Below are 15,228 nucleotides of genomic sequence, written 5' to 3' on the forward strand. Positions count from 1 at the left end.
GATATCCCGGCTTGCCGTGCGGCCGAGGGCGGGCCGGGGTCGGATGATGCGGGCAGGGTTCCGACCGGCCGTCGGACCGCCCGCGCCCGCCGCCCCGGGCGGGCTGTGCGAGGGCCGGCGCGGAGGTCAACGCGCAGGTCGGCGTCGAGATCAGCCTGGAGATCGACGCGAAGGCAAAGGTGAAGGCAAACGGCTGGGCGCGTGCCGGGGTGGACGCGGTGGCTTACGGGCGGGTGGACGGCGGGATGCGGTGCGCGACCCAAATTGCACTGCTCGTTTTCTTGAACCTCTCGTGTTTTTGAGGGTAGGTTCGGCGTCATGACCGCCTCCCCGACCCCGACCACCGCCGAGGAGCTTCGCGGTGCCGGCCTGCGCGTGACGGCAGCCCGCGTCGCGCTGCTGGAGACCGTCCGGGACGGCGACCACCTCGGCGTCGAGGCGATCGCCTCCGGGGTCCGTGCCCGCGTGGGCCACATCTCCTTGCAAGCCGTCTACGAGGCCCTTCACGCCCTCACCGCGGCGGGCCTGGTCCGCCGGATCGAGCCGGCCGGACACCCGGCGCGGTTCGAGGGGCGCGTGGGCGACAACCACCACCACATCGTGTGCCGGTCGTGCGGTGCCGTCGTCGACGTCGACTGCGCCGTCGGCGACGCGCCCTGCCTGGCCGCCTCCGACGACCGCGGCTTTTCCATCGACGAAGCCGAGGTCGTTTACTGGGGCATGTGCCCCGACTGTTCCACCGGCCGCAGTTCCTGAGCACCGAGTTCCGCACAGTTCGGAAGGAATGCCATGACTGAGAACATCGACGCCAACGTCGCAGACGCGAAGGCGGAGGGCGGCTGCCCGGTCGCCCATGGCCGCGCCGCGCACCCGACCCAGGGCGGTGGCAACCGCCAGTGGTGGCCGGAGCGGCTCAACCTGAAGATCCTTGCCAAGAACCCGGCCGTGGCCAACCCGCTCGGCGAGGACTTCGACTACCGCGAGGCCTTCAACGCCCTGGACCTCGCCGCGGTGAAGCGTGACATCGCCGAGGTGCTCACCACCTCGCAGGACTGGTGGCCCGCCGACTTCGGCAACTACGGCCCGCTCATGATCCGTATGGCCTGGCACAGCGCCGGTACGTACCGCATCAGCGACGGCCGCGGCGGTGCCGGCGGTGGCCAGCAGCGCTTCGCGCCGATCAACAGCTGGCCGGACAACGCGAGCCTGGACAAGGCCCGCCGCCTGCTGTGGCCGGTCAAGAAAAAGTACGGCAAGTCCATTTCCTGGGCCGACCTGATGATCCTCACGGGCAACGTGGCGCTGGAGACGATGGGCTTCAAGACCTTCGGCTTCGCCGGTGGCCGCGTCGACGAGTGGGAGCCCGACGAGGACGTCTACTGGGGTCCCGAGACCGTCTGGCTGGACGACAAGCGCTACACCGGTGACCGTGAGCTGGAGAACCCGCTCGCCGCGGTCCAGATGGGCCTCATCTACGTCAACCCCGAGGGCCCGAACGGCAACCCGGACCCGATCGCCGCGGCCCGCGACATCCGTGAGACCTTCCGCCGTATGGCGATGAACGACGAGGAGACCGTCGCCCTCATCGCCGGTGGCCACACCTTCGGCAAGACCCACGGCGCCGGCCCGGCGGACAACGTGGGCGCCGACCCCGAGGCCGCCCCGCTGGAGCAGATGGGCCTCGGCTGGAAGTCCACCTACGGCACGGGTGTGGGCAAGGACGCCATCACCAGTGGCCTCGAGGTCATCTGGACCCAGACGCCGACGCAGTGGAGCAACGAGTTCTTCAAGAACCTTTTCGAGTACGAGTACGAGCTGACCCAGAGCCCGGCCGGCGCCAACCAGTGGGTCGCCAAGGATGCTCCGGAGGACGTCCCGGACGCGTTCGACCCGGAGAAGAAGCACCGTCCGACGATGCTCACCACGGACCTCTCGCTGCGCTTCGACCCGATCTACGAGCCGATCTCGCGCCGCTTCTACGAGCACCCCGAGGAGTTCGCGGACGCCTTCGCCCGCGCCTGGTACAAGCTGACGCACCGCGACATGGGCCCGGTCGTCCGCTACCTCGGCCCCGAGGTGCCCAGCGAGGAGCTGCTGTGGCAGGACCCGCTGCCGCAGCGCACCGGTGAGCCGATCGACGCCGCGGACATCGCCTCCCTAAAGGAGGACATCCTCGGCTCGGGCCACACCGTCTCGCAGCTGGTCTCCGCCGCGTGGGCGGCCGCCTCCTCCTTCCGCGGCAGCGACAAGCGCGGCGGCGCCAACGGCGGCCGTATCCGTCTGGAGCCGCAGCGCAACTGGGAGGTCAACAACCCGGACGAACTGGCCCAGGTACTGCGTGCCCTGGAGGGCATCCAGGAGTCCTTCAACGCCAAGGGCGGCAAGCAGGTCTCGCTGGCCGACCTCGTGGTGCTCGCGGGCTCCGCGGCCGTCGAGAAGGCGGCCAAGGACGGCGGCGTCGAGGTCGAGGTGCCCTTCGCGCCGGGCCGTGTCGACGCCTCGCAGGAGCAGACGGACGTCGAGTCGTTCGCCGCGCTGGAGCCGGCCGCCGACGGATTCCGGAACTACGTCGGCAAGGGCAACCGCCTGCCGGCCGAGTTCCTGCTGGTCGACAAGGCGAACCTGCTCCGGCTGAGCGCGCCCGAGCTGACCGTCCTCGTCGGTGGTCTGCGTGTCCTCGGCGCCAACACGGGCGGCTCCAAGCACGGTGTCCTCACCGACAGGCCGGGCACGCTGACGAACGACTTCTTCGTCAACCTGCTCGACCTGGACACCGAGTGGAAGGCCACGTCCTCCGCGCAGGACGAGTTCGAGGCCCGCGACGCCTCCGGCGCCGTCAAGTGGACCGGCACCCGTGCCGACCTGGTCTTCGGCTCCAACTCCGAGCTGCGTGCCGTTGCCGAGGTGTACGCCAGCGACGACGCCAAGGAGAAGTTCGTCAGGGACTTCGTCGCCGCGTGGGTCAAGGTCATGAACGCGGACCGGTACGACCTCGTCTGATCACCGCTTCGAGGGCGTCCGGGCCGACCCGCACAGGTCGGCCCGGACGCCCTCGTCGTTGCGGACGGACGCAGGGTCTCCCCCTCACAGAAACGTCACAGGTGATCCACAACCGTCACGGACGGGCCACAGCGGAAACCCTGAGTCCCCCGGCCCTGTCTCCGTCCGTGAGTACCGGCACGGAGCCGGTCGAACCGCGCACACCGCAATCGGGGGACCCCATGCAGCACCGCACCACCATCCGCCTCGCCGCGTCCGCGACAGCCGTGATCGCCGCCGCACTGTCGCTGACGGCATGCAACCCGGGCGACGACGGGGCGGCCAAGACGTCCTCCCCGGCCCCGGCCTCCGCAACCCCCTCGCGCACCGCCCCCGCCGCCACGAGCCCCACCCCCACGGCCCCGTCGGCCTCGAGATCCTCCGGCGGCGGCACGTCGACCGCTCCGGGCGCCCCCGCCTCTCCCACTTCAGGCGCCACGGCCGGTACGAAGCCGACGTGCTCGCTGTCGGCCGTGAACGCGACGGCCTACCAGGCGGCCAACCGTCCCGACGGCACCGGCACGGGCGCGGCGATCGTCGAGTTCACCAACGTCTCCGGACACACGTGCGTCCTACGGGGCCACCCGTCGGTGGCCGGAGCGGGCAACGGTTCCCCCGAACACAACAGCCCGCTGAAGGTGACCCCCACGGGCACCGCGTCGGCCGTGCCCCTCGCGCCGGGCGGCAAGGCATGGGTGAAGCTGACCTTCCACCAGGTCCAGGGCGAGGCCGACGGATACTGCGTGTCCGGTGCGAAGCCCGCCGTCTACCCGACGCTCGTGATCGGACTGCCCGGCTCGGGAGCACACCAAGTCGCCCTCTCGGACGGCGAGTTCGCCGAGTGCGACAACACCGTCACCGCGACCGCGGTCTCGGCGGCGAAGCCTTCCTGACCGGCACTCGACCAGCGGGCGGCCCCGGCGAAGACGGCGGCCGGGGCCGCCCGCTCCACCCGTGCGATCCGGCAGGCGGCACGGTGGGGTCCCGGACAGGTCAGCGGCCGAGGGCCGCCGCGCCCGCCTGTGCGTACCGCTCGTCCAGGTCGCCCGACGGGGCACCCGCGACACCGATGCCCGCGACCGGGGCGCCCTGGGCGGTCACCGGGGTGCCGCCCGCCAGGAACAGCGTGCCCGGGATGTCCTTCAGCGTCGGCGCCTGCTCCAGCCGCTTGGCCAGCTGAGAGGTGGGCGCGTTCCACGACACGGCGGTGAACGCCTTGCGCTCGGCGGACTCGTACGACTGCGGGCCCGCCCCGTCCCCGCGCAGGGTGACCAGAGTGTTCCCGTTGCGGTCGACGACGGCCACCGAGACCTGCCGGCCGTCCTTCGCGGCGGCGTCCAGCGCGGCCCGCGCCGCCTTCTCGGCGGCGGCCAGGGTGAGATGCGTGCTCTGGGTGAGGTCACCGTCGCGGGCCGCCACGGGAGCGGCGGACGCGGTGCCGGTGGCGTCCGCGGCGTTGGCGGCGACCGTACCGACGACACCGGCGCCGACGACGGCCAGGGCGGCACCGCCGACGAGGACACGGGTACGGCGAGAGGACTTCTTACGGCTGGACATGCGGCTGGACATGACGAGGAACCTTCCTGTGCGGGCGAGTCGGGGGAATCTCCTCCGGAACCGCTTCCGGAATCGCTTCCGCCATCGATCCTGGGCCCGGATCCGCCTGCACCCCGTCATCGGACCGGTCGCCCCGGGGGTCATCCGATCGGATGACCCGGCATGCTCAGGGCCGGGGAACAATGGAAGGTGTTTGCCCAGCTCAGCGCGGTGACCAGGGAGGTGGGACGCGTGCCGGAACCCGAGCGCGACGACACCCGCGCCCTCACCGTCGTCATGCACACGGCGTTCTTCGTGCTGCTGGCCGCCTCCCTCGCCCGGTACCTGGCCCGGCACGCCGGCGGACCTCACACCCCCTGGATCATCGCCCTGTCCGCGCTGCTGGCCGTGCTCTACGTCCTCGGCCCCGCCCTCGGCACCCGGCCCACCCCACGCCGCCTGACCTGGCTCGCTCTCGTCGTCGCGACGTGGGCCCTGCTCGTCGTCCTGGCCCCGAGCTTCGCCTGGTGCGCGGTCCCGCTGTTCTACACCGGCCTGCGCACCCTCCCGCCGCGCGCCGCGCTCCCGCTGGTGGCGCTGCTGACTGCGCTCGCGGTGACCGCCCAGCTCAGCCTGGCCGGCTGGCCGGACCCCAACGTGCTGCTCGCACCACCGGCGGTCGCCGCCGTCGCCGCCACCGTGTACGTCGTCATGCACCGCCAGGCCGCCCGCCGGGACGCCCTGATCGACGACCTGGTCCGCACCCGGCGCGACCTCGCCGCCACCGAGCGACGGGAGGGCACCCTCGCCGAACGCGAACGGCTCGCCCGGGAGATCCACGACACCCTCGCCCAGGGCCTGTCCAGCCAGCGCATGCTGCTCCAGGCCGCCGACCGGCTCTGGGACACCGAGCCCGGAACGGCCCGGGAGCACGTCCGCACCGCGGCCGCGATCGCCGAGCGCAGCCTCGCCGAGGCCCGCCGCTTCGTCCACGACCTGACCCCGGCCGACCTCGCCGAGGGCGGTGGACTGCTCCAGGCCCTGCACGCCGTCGCCGAGCGCGAGACGACCCCCACGCTCACCGTCCGCGTCCACACCGAGGGCACCCCGCCCGACCCGCTGCCCGCCCCCGTGGAATCGGCCCTCTTGCGCATCGCCCAGGGCGCCCTCGCCAACGTTCGCGAACACGCCCACGCGACGACCGCCACCCTCACCCTGACCTGCCTGGACGACCAGATCGTGCTGGACGTCACCGACGACGGCCAGGGCTTCGACCCCCGCTCACCCGCCGACCCCGAAGCCACCCTGGACGCACAGCGCGGCCACGGCCTGCCCGCCATCCGTGCCCGCCTGCGCCAACTGGGCGGCACCCTCACCATCGAGTCGGCACCGGGCGAGGGCACCGCCCTGTCGGCGGCGATCCCCCTGGAGCCCCGATGACGTCAACCCCGCCACCGGCCGCCCCGGCACCGGTCCGCATCCTCGTCTGCGACGACCACGCCGTCGTACGCGCCGGACTGCTGGCCCTGTTGCACAGTGCCCCCGACATCGAGGTCGTCGGCGAGGCCGGCAGCGGCGAGGAGGCCCTCGCCCTGGCCCGCAAGACCACCCCCGACGTGGTCCTGATGGACCTGCAACTGGGCCCGGGCATCGACGGTGTGGAGACCACCCGCCGCCTGCGCACCCTCGACCCCGCCCCGCACGTACTGGTCCTGACCACCTACGACACCGACGCCGACGTCACCCGAGCCGTGGAGGCGGGCGCCACCGGCTATCTCCTGAAGGCGGAACGCGCAGAGGACCTCTTCACCGCGATCCACGCGGCCGCCCAGGGCCGCCCGGCACTCTCACCCCCCGTCGCCGACCGCGTGATGTCCCGCCTCCGCAACCCCCGCCCCACCCTCACCCCACGCGAACGCGACATCCTCGCCCACCTCTCCCAGGGCCTCCCCAACCACGCCATCGCCCGCGCCCTCTACATCAGCGAGGCCACGGTCAAGACCCACCTGCGCCGCATCTACGACAAGCTGGGCGTGGACACGAGAGCGGGAGCGGTGGCGGTGGCGAAGGAACAACGGCTGGTGCCATGAGCGCCCCGAAGGGGCGTGGGGGGTGTATGTGATGTGCGGCTCCGCCGCGTGGGCGCGATCAGCCACATCACATGCGCAGACGCCCACCGGCCACAAGCCCGATGGCGCTGACGCGAAACGGCCGTTCCCTCACCGGTGCAGCCGCCTCTTCTGCGCCCGGCGCGGAGCGCCCCACAACTGCCAGGCGGAGTCAGAGAATGCGAACAGTTGCTCTATGGATCGCCGGTTGTGGTGGCTGGCGGGCACGTAGCGATCGTGCGTGCGGAAGCCGTACTACGGTCCGATGTCATGAAGCTGGTCGTGCAGGTGAGACTACTGCCGACGCCCGGACAGGCGTCGGTGCCGGAGTCGACCCTGCGTGCCTGCAATCGGGCCGCCACCTACGCCTCCGCCGTCGCGTTCGCCAAGGAGCTCAAGGATCGCAACGGTCTGCAGAAGGAGGTCTACGCGGACCTGAAGGCGACCTTCGGACTCTCGGCTCGCCGAACCAGCTGAAGGCGCTGGTGACCTACCGCAAGGGCGAGAGCGACCTCGTCCAGCACGGCGGAAAGTGGTTCCTGATCGCCACCTGCGACCTGCCCGACCCAGACGTGTACGAGCCGGTCGACTGGATCGGAGCCGACCGGGGCATCGTGAACCTCGCCACCACCTCCGACGGCACCAACCGCCAGGGCCGCGGCCTGTCCCGCTACCGGCACTGGCAGGCCCGTAAGCGCGCCGAACTCCAGGCCAGGCAGACCCGCTCGGCCACCCGCCGCCTCGCCCGCCGAGCACAGAAGGAGAAACGCCATGCCGCTCACGTGAACCACTGCATCAGCAAGGAGATCGTGTGCGGCTTTCGCGCGTGGGGGTACCCCCGGCCGAAGGCTGGGGGAGCACCGCGCGTGGAATCGCCGTCGAGGAACTCGGCGGGATCCGCGAGCGGGTACGGCTTCGCCGCGACCAGCGGGGCACCCTCTCCTCCTGGCCTTCCATCAGCTTGGACAGCACCTCGCCTACAAAGCCAGGCGGGCCGGGGTGCCGTTCTTGGTGGTGGACGCGCGCCATACCTCGCAGCGTTGTCCGCGCTGCGGGCACACCGGTCGGGCCAACCGGCCCGACCGGGACCATTTCTGTTGTCGTCGGTGCGGGCTCGCTGGTCCGGCCGATGTCGTCGCCGGGGTCAACGTGCGCGATCGCGCACGCTCGGCGTGGGTGCTTGTCACCGCACCCGCACCTTCCCCCTGACATTTGCTGGGGCTGGGTGGATGCGACCCGTGACCGTCCTGTCGTAGGGGACAGTCGGGAGCGCGACGAGGTGTGAACGACCGAGCGCACAAGCTCGGCCGTTCACGGCCGAGAGGGTGACTCCAGGACATGAGTGGTGTCCGGCTGCTTCGCTGTCCCCGTCGAAGATCGCAGGAAGCCGATCACGGACGGACGATCAGGAGGGCCCTGCTCATGACCAGCCCCGACCACTCCGACTCCCTCGCCCGGCGCGGCCTGGTCAAGGCGGGCCTCGCCTTGACCACCGCGGCCGTCGCCGCCACGGCCGTCTCCGGGCCCGCCGCGTCGGCGGCGCAGGACACTGAACTGACTGGAGTAGAAGCTGAGTTGGCCGAACTGGAGCGGCGGCGCGGTGCCCGGCTCGGCGTGTACGCGCACAATGCCCGGACCGGGCGGACCCTGTCACACCGGGCGGGGGAGCGGTTCGCGATGTGTTCGACGTTCAAGGCGTTCGCCGCCGCCGCGGTGCTGCGCGATCACGGCGACTGCGCCCCGCTGGAGAAGGTGATCCACTATCCGCCGCGCGACATCCTGTCCAACTCGCCGCGCACCGCCGAGCACGTGGACACCGGTATGACGGTCGCGCACCTTGCCGCGGCGGCGATCCAGTACAGCGACAACACGGCGGGCAATCTGCTGCTGCGTCAGATCGGCGGTCCGGCCGGCCTCACCCGCTTCTTCCGCTCACTCGGCGACGAGGTGAGCCGGCTCGACCGGTGGGAGACGGACCTGGGCAGTGCGATCCCCGGCGACCTGCGTGACACCACGACTCCCGAGGCCCTCGGCCACAGCTTCGAGCGGCTGACCCTGGGCCGGGCGCTCGCCCGTGCCGACCGCGAGCGGCTCGTCGGCTGGCTGAAGGGCAACACCACCAGTGCCAAGCGATTCGGCGCGGGGCTGCCGCGCGACTGGGTCCTCGCGGACAAGACCGGCACCGGCGACTACGGCACCGCCAACGACATCGGCGTGGCCTGGACGACCCGCGGGACCCCACTCCTGCTGACCGTCCTGTCGGCCAAGAACGCCCAGGACGCGCCGGCGGACGACGCTCTGGTGGCGGAGGCGGCCCGCATCCTGGCCCGCGCGCTCGCACCCGGCGAGTGACCGCCCGGCCCACCCATGCCGGTTCCGTCTGCTGAATATGAATCATGTACATGACCATTAACGCGTACATGGCGAATCTCTAACGTCGTGAAGGCGGAGGGAAAGCGCTTTCCCCCCGCCTTCACGATGCCACGCCCGGCAGTGGAGTTCACCCCCTTGGACCGCTCGAATCCCGCACAGCCGAGCCAGACTTCAGGAGACAAGCCGATGCAACCAAGGCCAGCCATCGCGTGCGCGGCTCTGCTCGCCGGCACGCTCGCCGTGTTCTCCGGCATCACGGCACAGGCGGCGACCGCGCACACCGACGCCGCCGCGGCGGCCAGTGTGCTGTACGTGTCGCCCGGCGGCACCGACAGCGCGGCCGGCACCCAGTCCGCGCCGACCACGCTCACCTCGGCCATCAGCCGCATCGCCGCCGGCGGCACGATCTACCTGCGCGGCGGGACGTACAGCTACTCCTCCACGGTCACGATCCCGGCCGGCAGCAACGGCACGTCCAGTGCCCGCACCACCCTGTCCGCCTACCCGGGCGAGACCCCGGTGCTCAACTTCTCGGGCCAGAGCGAGGGTTCGTCCAACCGTGGGATCCAGCCCAACGCCAACTACTGGCACCTGTACGGCCTCACCGTCGAACACGCCGGGGACAACGGGATCTTCGTCGGCGGCAGCAACAACGTCGTCGAACGCGTGGTAACCGCTTACAACCGGGACACGGGACTCCAGCTCGGCCGGATCTCCTCCAGCACGCCGAGCAGCCAGTGGCCGTCGAACAACCTGATCGTCAGCTCGGAGTCGCACGACAACAAGGACTCCACCGGCGAGAACGCCGACGGTTTCGCCTCGAAGCTCACCACCGGCACCGGGAACGCCTTCCGCTACGACGTCTCCCACAACAACATCGACGACGGCTGGGACCTCTACACCAAGACCGACACCGGCGCCATCGGCCCGGTGACCATCGAGTACTCCCTGTCGTACGGCAACGGCACGCTCACCGACGGCACCCAGAACCCCAACGGCGACCGCAACGGCTACAAGCTGGGCGGCGACGACATCGCGGTCAACCACATCGTGCGGCACGACATCGCCTACCAGAACGGCCACCACGGGTTCACCTACAACAGCAACCCCGGCACGATGACCATCTCCAACAACGTCAGCATCGACAACACCGAGCGCAACTTCGCCTTCGACAAGGGCACTTCGGTATTCCGCAGCGACACCTCGTGCCGCTTCGCCGTCAGCGGCCAGAACGACAAGATCTCCGGCAACTCCGACAGCACCGACCAGTTCTACTCCGGTACGAACGGCTCCCGCTGCTCCTCGTACTCCGGGGCCCTCGGCTGGTCCTTCGCCTCGGACGGCCACCTCGTGGTGACCTTCGGCGGCAAGGTCGTCACGCCGTAGCCGCTCCGCGGTCCGGGGTACGACGCTCGTCCCTCGGGACGCCGCTCCACGGCGGCGTCCCGCTCACGCGCGCCGCTCCACCTCCGGAGGCGTCCCGTCCGGCTCCATGGCCTCCGCGGCCTCCATGGCCGAGAGCTTGTCCGGGTTCATGACGAGGTAGACCTCGCGGACCTGCTCACCGTCCGCGTCGAGGTCTATGACCATCACCGCGTGCGGGGAGCCGTCCTCGAACACCACCACGGCCGCGTCGCCGTTGACGTCCCGGTGCTCGAACCGGAACTCCTGCGCCGAGCGTGTGGCGTAGCCGGTCAGCGCCCGCGCCACCCTGTCCCGGCCGTGGATCGGCCGGGGCGCCGCGTGCGCCTTGCCGCCGCCGTCCATCCAGAGCGTGGCCTCGGGCGCCAGGATCTCCAGCAGCGCTCCGAGATCTCCGCCGAGCGCCGCGGCCACGAACCGCTGTGTCGCCTGCCGCCGGACCCGGGGATGGGCCTGGTAGCGGGGGCGCCGGGCGCGCACCCGGGCACGGGCGCGGTGGGCGAGCTGGCGTACGGCCGCGGGGCTGCGGCCGAGGATGTCCGCGGTCTCGGTGTGCGCGTAGCCGAACACCTCGTGCAGGACGAAGACCGCCCGCTCCAGCGGGGTCAGGGTCTCGAGGACGACCAGCATCGCCAGTGACACGGACTCGGCGCGCACCGCCTGTTCCGAGGCGTCCTCGCCGACCGCCGGGTCGGGGCCGTCCGTCAGCAGGGGTTCGGGCAGCCACGGACCGACGTACGTCTCGCGCCGCCGGGCGATCCGCGCCCGCCGTGCGAGCGCCTGCCGCACGGTGATCCGTACCAGGTAGGCCCGCGGATGGCTGATCTCCGGCGCCTTCCCCGCCTCCTCGGCGCGCGTCCGGCCCGCCCAGGACAGCCAGGTCTCCTGCAGCACGTCCTCGGCGTCGGCGACGGTGCCCAGCATGTTGTACGCCACCGCGAACAGCAGCTCGCGATGGTCGAGGAACGCCTGTGTGGCGGCGTCCGTCGCCACGGGCGTCCGGCTGTCGGCCATGGCCCCCTCCTCACGACCCTTACGACTTACGACGTCTCGCCACCCAGAGGGGCCGAGGCCCCCGGAGTGTGACATCGGGGGGCGGGCGTGTGCCGTATGTCTCGTCCCGCGCCGGCGCTGTCACACCCGCCGCCGCCCGGACCCTCTCGGTCCACGGCAGCAGCACCGCACAGCGTAAGGAGAAACCCATGCGACTCGTCGTCTTCGGCGCCAACGGGCCGACCGGGCGGCAGGTCACCGAGCAGGCGACCGCCGACGGTCACACCGTCACCGCCGTGACCCGGCACCCCGACGCCTTCCCGCCCGGCCGGCCCCGGCTGCGGATCGAGGAGGCCGACGTCCTGGACGGCACGGCGGTGGAGCGCGTCGTCGCCGGTCACGACGCGGTGATCTCCACCCTCGGCGTCCCGTACGGCCGCGAGCCCGTCACGGTGTACTCGACGGGCCTCACCCACATCACCCGGGCCATGACCCGCCACGGCGTCCGGCGCCTGGTGTGCGTCTCCTCGACCATCCTGTTCGACGTGCCGGCACCCGGCGAGGGCGTCTTCTTCCGGAAGGTGCTCGAGCCCTTCTTCGCGCGGGTCGTGGGGCGCACGGTCTACGACGACATGCGCCGCATGGAGGACATCGTCCGCGCGAGCGGCCACGACTGGACGGTGCTCCGGCCCGCCGGTCTCTTCGACACCGGCGGGGTGAGCGACTACCGGCTGGCGCCGGACCGGCTGCCCGGACGGTTCACCTCCCGGGCCGACCTCGCGCACGCGCTGGTGCGCGAGGCCGTCGCCGATGGGCACGCGCGCACGTTTCTCGACGTACGCACCACCGAGGGCACCCCGCGCCTGATCGACCTCATCAGAAGGGAGGCGTTCGGCGGGTGAGCCCGCCGGTCACGCCGGCCAGCCGCCGTAGGGGACGGTGATCAGTTCCAGGGCGTGGCCCGCGGGATCCAGGAAGTACACGCCGCTGCCACCGTCGTTGTGGTTGATGGTGCCGGGCCGCTGCTGGTGGGGGTCGGCCCAGTGCTCGATGCCGCGCTCCTCGATCTTCGCGTACGCGGCCTCGAACTCCTCGTCGGAGACCAGGAAGGCGTAGTGCTGCGGAGTGATCTTGTCCGCGGGGGCGGTGGCGAAGTCCAGGGTGACTCCGTTGCTCAGGGCGACCGCGACGAACGGGCCCCACTCCCCGGCGATCTCGAGACCGAGCAGTTCCGCGAAGAACTCGGCGGACTCCCGGTTGTCCCGGCCGTGGACGATGGTGTGGTTCAACTCAACCGACAAGGAATGCCTCCAGGGCATGTCCTGGCGTCTCCATGCCTCACCCAGTCGGTGACCGGCACGCGATGCCACTGTCGATCTTAGCCAGGGCGCGGCGGGCCGTCGAGGCGACGCCGAGGTGATCAGGCCGCCGGGTCGGCCGCCGACACCGGGTGCGCCTCCAGGTCCGCGGTGGCGAGCAGGTCGGCGATCAGCTCGGCGGATCCTCCGACATAGGTGCTGGTCAGGTCCACGTCCCCGCCCAGGATCCAGGCGCGGTCCGCGGGCCACCACAGGTCGGGCAGCTCGGCGAACTCGTCCAGGGAGGTCGGCGAGACGGCATCGGCCAGGGCGCCGCCGAGCAGCACCTCCTCCCGTCCGGGGGTCTCGAAGACGGGCACATGGCCGAAGTCCCAGCGGCCGTACCCGTCCCACAGCCCGAACCAGCACCGCTCCGGGGTCGTGGTGTGCCGGGCCAGCACGGGAACGAGGGCCCGGGCGACGCCCGGCGGGGTCGGGCCTTCCGCCGGATGCTCGTCCCAGACGCCGGCGAGGCCGTACTCGCCGGCGTTGTAGGAGGCGCTGTTCATACCGACGACCTCGTGCCAGCGCGAGTCCGGCGCGACCCGGGTCCCGTGCGCGGCGGCCACCGCCGACCAGCGCACCGGCCGCTCGTCCAGCGAGGCCGGATGCAGGATCCGGGCGTACGCGGCGAAGCCCCCGGCGGCGACGCCGGCCACCGTACCGAAGGTTCCGTGTCCCGGCGTACCCGGCGTCAGCCAGTCGGCGGGGGAGAGATCGCCGGTACGCACGCGCAGGCGTCCGTACCACTCCGGGGCAGGCATGCGGCGCACCGTTCGGAAGACGTTCATCCGCCCAGTGTGCCGGGTGTGCCGCTCACCCAGGCGACACCCGGTGCACCACGTGTCCGCCGGTCACCGTCAACGCGGCCGTGGCGTCGGTCAGTTCGTCGGCCGGGGCGTGCACGGGGTCCACGGTCAGTGCGGTCAGGTCGGCGCGGTGGCCGGGGGCGATGCGGCCGGCGACGGCGGACTCACCGGCCGCGGCCGCCGCGTGGCTGGTGCAGCCCTCCAGCGCCTGCAACGGCGTCAGGCCCGGCCGGTGGGCCGCGGCGCCCTTCGGGTGGCGGGCGGTGGCCAGTACGGCCCGGACGTCGTAGTGCGCGATGGGCCAGTCCGAGCCGAGGGCGACCGTGGCGCCCGCCTCCCGCAGATCCCGCAGCCGCCAGGCGCGCGCGGCCCGGTCGCCGCCCAGCCGGCGGGACCACTCGTCGGTGCCGTCGTCGCGCGTGTACCCGGTGTGCGGCGGCTGGAGCGAGGCCGCGACCCCCAACTCCACGAAACGGGGCAGGAGTTCGTCGGGGACGGTCTCGATGTGCTCGATCCGGTGTGCCCCGCGCCCGCCCGGCCCGAGCGAGGCGACGGTGTCCAGGACATGCCGTACGGCCGCGTCCCCGATGGCGTGCGTGGCCGTACGCACCCCGGCCGCGTGCAGGGCGCGGACGGCCTCGGCGTAGGCGCGCGGGTCCGGCCAGAACGCGGCGGTGCCCTGGCCGTGGCAGTCGGGGTGCTCCAGCCACGCCGTACCGCCCTCCACGGTGCCGTCCATGAAGAACTTCACCCCGCCGACCAGCCAGTGCCGCCCGCCGCTGCCCTGGAGCCGCACCAGTTCCCGCAGCGCGTCGTCGCAGGCGCCCGGCATGCACCAGGGTGCGAACCGCAGCCGTACCGGCAGCACCGTCTCCCGCGCGACCGCCTCCACGAGGTCGAGGTCGCCGCCGTCCATCACATGGGCGCCGGTCAGCCCCGTCGAGGCCATGGCGGACAGCAACTCCAGCAGCCGGGCCCGCCGTTGGGCGTACGACGGCCGGGGCGTGACGTCCGCCACCAGGTCCATCGCGGCATGCTCGACCAGATGACCGGTGGGGCGGCCCGCCGCGTCGCACACCACCTTCGCGTGCTGGGCGAAGGCGCGCGGGCCACTCACCCCGGCGGCGGCCAGCGCGGCGGCACTGGCGAGGGCGGAGTGGCCGTCGTAGAGGCGCAGGAAGGCCGGGGCGCCGTCGAGCACGTCCGCGATCAGGTCGTGATGGACCGGCCGGCCCTCGAACGCGTTGTGGTCCAGGCCGTGGCCCAGGACCCAGCCCTCGGTCCGCCCGGTCCCGGCGAGCGCCGCGCGCAGCCCCGCCAGGTCCGTCACGCCCGACAGATCCGTGCCCGTCGCCATGTCCAGCCCCCACACGGGATGGCTGTGGGAGTCGACCAGGCCGGGCACGAGGTGCGCCCCGCGCAGGTCGATCACCTCGGTGCCGGGGCCGCGCCAGTCCCGTACGTCGGCCGTCTCGCCGACCGCGGTGATCACCCCGTCCCGCACGGCGACGGCCGAGGCGGTGGGGCGGGCGGGGTCGAGGGTGCGGACCTGGGCGCCGGTGATGACGAGGTCGGCGGCGGGCATAAGGG

Annotated in this window: 15 protein-coding genes and 1 pseudogene; 11 read left to right on the plus strand and 5 right to left on the minus strand. The window is 72.1% G+C overall.

Going from position 1 to position 15,228, the window contains the following annotated elements; all coding sequences use genetic code 11:
* Positions 1-318 precede the first annotated feature (318 nt).
* The 3 genes from ACH47Z_RS30825 (at position 319) to ACH47Z_RS30835 (ending at position 3,932) form a co-directional block, all read left to right on the plus strand.
* Positions 319-756 (plus strand): Fur family transcriptional regulator, encoded by a 438-nt coding sequence (locus tag ACH47Z_RS30825; protein ID WP_399079455.1) that lies wholly within the window; start codon positions 319-321, stop codon positions 754-756.
* A 33-nt stretch (positions 757-789) separates the two neighbouring features.
* Positions 790-3,000: a catalase/peroxidase HPI gene (gene katG, locus ACH47Z_RS30830; protein ID WP_399079457.1), complete on the plus strand. Its 2,211-nt coding sequence runs from the start codon at positions 790-792 to the stop codon at positions 2,998-3,000.
* A 221-nt stretch (positions 3,001-3,221) separates the two neighbouring features.
* Entirely contained in the window at positions 3,222-3,932 is a 711-nt protein-coding gene (locus tag ACH47Z_RS30835) for a DUF4232 domain-containing protein (RefSeq protein WP_399079459.1), read from the plus strand.
* A gap of 100 nt (positions 3,933-4,032) precedes the next feature.
* On the opposite strand, the gene ACH47Z_RS30840 is transcribed toward ACH47Z_RS30835, so the two are convergent.
* Entirely contained in the window at positions 4,033-4,596 is a 564-nt protein-coding gene (locus ACH47Z_RS30840; protein ID WP_399079573.1) for a heme-binding protein, read from the minus strand.
* 276 nt (positions 4,597-4,872) lie between these two features.
* On the opposite strand from ACH47Z_RS30840, the gene ACH47Z_RS30845 reads away from it, so the two are divergent.
* From ACH47Z_RS30845 to ACH47Z_RS30875, 7 genes and pseudogenes are all read left to right on the plus strand, one after another.
* Entirely contained in the window at positions 4,873-6,015 is a 1,143-nt protein-coding gene (locus tag ACH47Z_RS30845; protein WP_399079575.1) for a sensor histidine kinase, read from the plus strand.
* Positions 6,012-6,665: a response regulator gene (locus ACH47Z_RS30850; RefSeq protein ID WP_399079461.1), complete on the plus strand. Its 654-nt coding sequence runs from the start codon at positions 6,012-6,014 to the stop codon at positions 6,663-6,665. The genes ACH47Z_RS30845 and ACH47Z_RS30850 overlap by 4 nt, the downstream gene beginning before the upstream one ends.
* 288 nt (positions 6,666-6,953) lie before the next feature.
* A complete protein-coding gene (locus tag ACH47Z_RS30855) occupies positions 6,954-7,160 on the plus strand; it encodes a hypothetical protein (RefSeq protein WP_399079463.1) in 207 nt (68 codons plus the stop codon).
* 137 nt (positions 7,161-7,297) lie between these two features.
* A pseudogene (locus ACH47Z_RS30860) lies at positions 7,298-7,438 on the plus strand (RNA-guided endonuclease TnpB family protein); the annotation flags it as partial.
* 256 nt (positions 7,439-7,694) lie between these two features.
* Entirely contained in the window at positions 7,695-7,892 is a 198-nt protein-coding gene (locus ACH47Z_RS30865) for a zinc ribbon domain-containing protein (protein WP_399079577.1), read from the plus strand.
* 213 nt (positions 7,893-8,105) lie between these two features.
* Positions 8,106-9,035 carry a class A beta-lactamase gene (bla, locus tag ACH47Z_RS30870; protein ID WP_399079465.1) on the plus strand — a complete coding sequence of 310 codons (930 nt, stop codon included), beginning with the start codon at positions 8,106-8,108 and terminating at the stop codon, positions 9,033-9,035.
* Between the two features lie 207 nt (positions 9,036-9,242).
* Positions 9,243-10,442: a right-handed parallel beta-helix repeat-containing protein gene (locus ACH47Z_RS30875; protein WP_399079467.1), complete on the plus strand. Its 1,200-nt coding sequence runs from the start codon at positions 9,243-9,245 to the stop codon at positions 10,440-10,442.
* Between the two features lie 63 nt (positions 10,443-10,505).
* Here ACH47Z_RS30875 and sigJ read toward each other — a convergent pair whose 3' ends face one another.
* The gene (sigJ, locus tag ACH47Z_RS30880) at positions 10,506-11,492 is read right to left on the minus strand and encodes an RNA polymerase sigma factor SigJ (RefSeq protein WP_399079469.1); all 987 of its coding nucleotides are present in this window, start codon (positions 11,490-11,492) and stop codon (positions 10,506-10,508) included.
* 188 nt (positions 11,493-11,680) lie between these two features.
* Between sigJ and ACH47Z_RS30885 the strand changes: the two genes are divergently transcribed.
* On the plus strand, positions 11,681-12,373 hold the full coding sequence (locus tag ACH47Z_RS30885; RefSeq protein WP_399079471.1) for an NAD(P)-dependent oxidoreductase: 693 nt from the start codon (positions 11,681-11,683) through the stop codon (positions 12,371-12,373).
* Between the two features lie 9 nt (positions 12,374-12,382).
* Here ACH47Z_RS30885 and ACH47Z_RS30890 read toward each other — a convergent pair whose 3' ends face one another.
* The 3 genes from ACH47Z_RS30890 to ACH47Z_RS30900 all read right to left on the minus strand — a co-directional run bounded on the left by ACH47Z_RS30890 (position 12,383) and on the right by ACH47Z_RS30900 (position 15,223).
* Entirely contained in the window at positions 12,383-12,772 is a 390-nt protein-coding gene (locus tag ACH47Z_RS30890) for a VOC family protein (RefSeq protein WP_399079473.1), read from the minus strand.
* Between the two features lie 119 nt (positions 12,773-12,891).
* On the minus strand, positions 12,892-13,620 hold the full coding sequence (locus ACH47Z_RS30895; protein ID WP_399079476.1) for a hypothetical protein: 729 nt from the start codon (positions 13,618-13,620) through the stop codon (positions 12,892-12,894).
* 25 nt (positions 13,621-13,645) lie between these two features.
* Positions 13,646-15,223, minus strand: a complete 1,578-nt coding sequence (locus ACH47Z_RS30900) for an amidohydrolase (protein ID WP_399079478.1) — start codon at positions 15,221-15,223, stop codon at positions 13,646-13,648.
* Positions 15,224-15,228 lie beyond the last annotated feature (5 nt).

It is taken from the genome of Streptomyces sp. NPDC020192, assembly GCF_044388685.1.
Lineage (GTDB): Bacteria > Actinomycetota > Actinomycetes > Streptomycetales > Streptomycetaceae > Streptomyces.

Excerpts from the sequence above, each read along its gene's own strand:
- ACH47Z_RS30895 (WP_399079476.1), bottom strand. The coding sequence starts at position 13,620 with ATGAACGTCTTCCGAACGGTGCGCCGCATGCCTGCCCCGGAGTGGTAC.
- ACH47Z_RS30875 (WP_399079467.1), top strand. The coding sequence starts at position 9,243 with ATGCAACCAAGGCCAGCCATCGCGTGCGCGGCTCTGCTCGCCGGCACG.
- ACH47Z_RS30845 (WP_399079575.1), top strand. The coding sequence starts at position 4,873 with ATGCACACGGCGTTCTTCGTGCTGCTGGCCGCCTCCCTCGCCCGGTAC.
- ACH47Z_RS30885 (WP_399079471.1), top strand. The coding sequence starts at position 11,681 with ATGCGACTCGTCGTCTTCGGCGCCAACGGGCCGACCGGGCGGCAGGTC.
- ACH47Z_RS30855 (WP_399079463.1), top strand. The coding sequence starts at position 6,954 with ATGAAGCTGGTCGTGCAGGTGAGACTACTGCCGACGCCCGGACAGGCG.
- sigJ (WP_399079469.1), bottom strand. The coding sequence starts at position 11,492 with ATGGCCGACAGCCGGACGCCCGTGGCGACGGACGCCGCCACACAGGCG.
- ACH47Z_RS30900 (WP_399079478.1), bottom strand. The coding sequence starts at position 15,223 with ATGCCCGCCGCCGACCTCGTCATCACCGGCGCCCAGGTCCGCACCCTC.
- bla (WP_399079465.1), top strand. The coding sequence starts at position 8,106 with ATGACCAGCCCCGACCACTCCGACTCCCTCGCCCGGCGCGGCCTGGTC.
- ACH47Z_RS30850 (WP_399079461.1), top strand. The coding sequence starts at position 6,012 with ATGACGTCAACCCCGCCACCGGCCGCCCCGGCACCGGTCCGCATCCTC.
- katG (WP_399079457.1), top strand. The coding sequence starts at position 790 with ATGACTGAGAACATCGACGCCAACGTCGCAGACGCGAAGGCGGAGGGC.
- ACH47Z_RS30835 (WP_399079459.1), top strand. The coding sequence starts at position 3,222 with ATGCAGCACCGCACCACCATCCGCCTCGCCGCGTCCGCGACAGCCGTG.
- ACH47Z_RS30825 (WP_399079455.1), top strand. The coding sequence starts at position 319 with ATGACCGCCTCCCCGACCCCGACCACCGCCGAGGAGCTTCGCGGTGCC.
- ACH47Z_RS30840 (WP_399079573.1), bottom strand. The coding sequence starts at position 4,596 with ATGTCCAGCCGTAAGAAGTCCTCTCGCCGTACCCGTGTCCTCGTCGGC.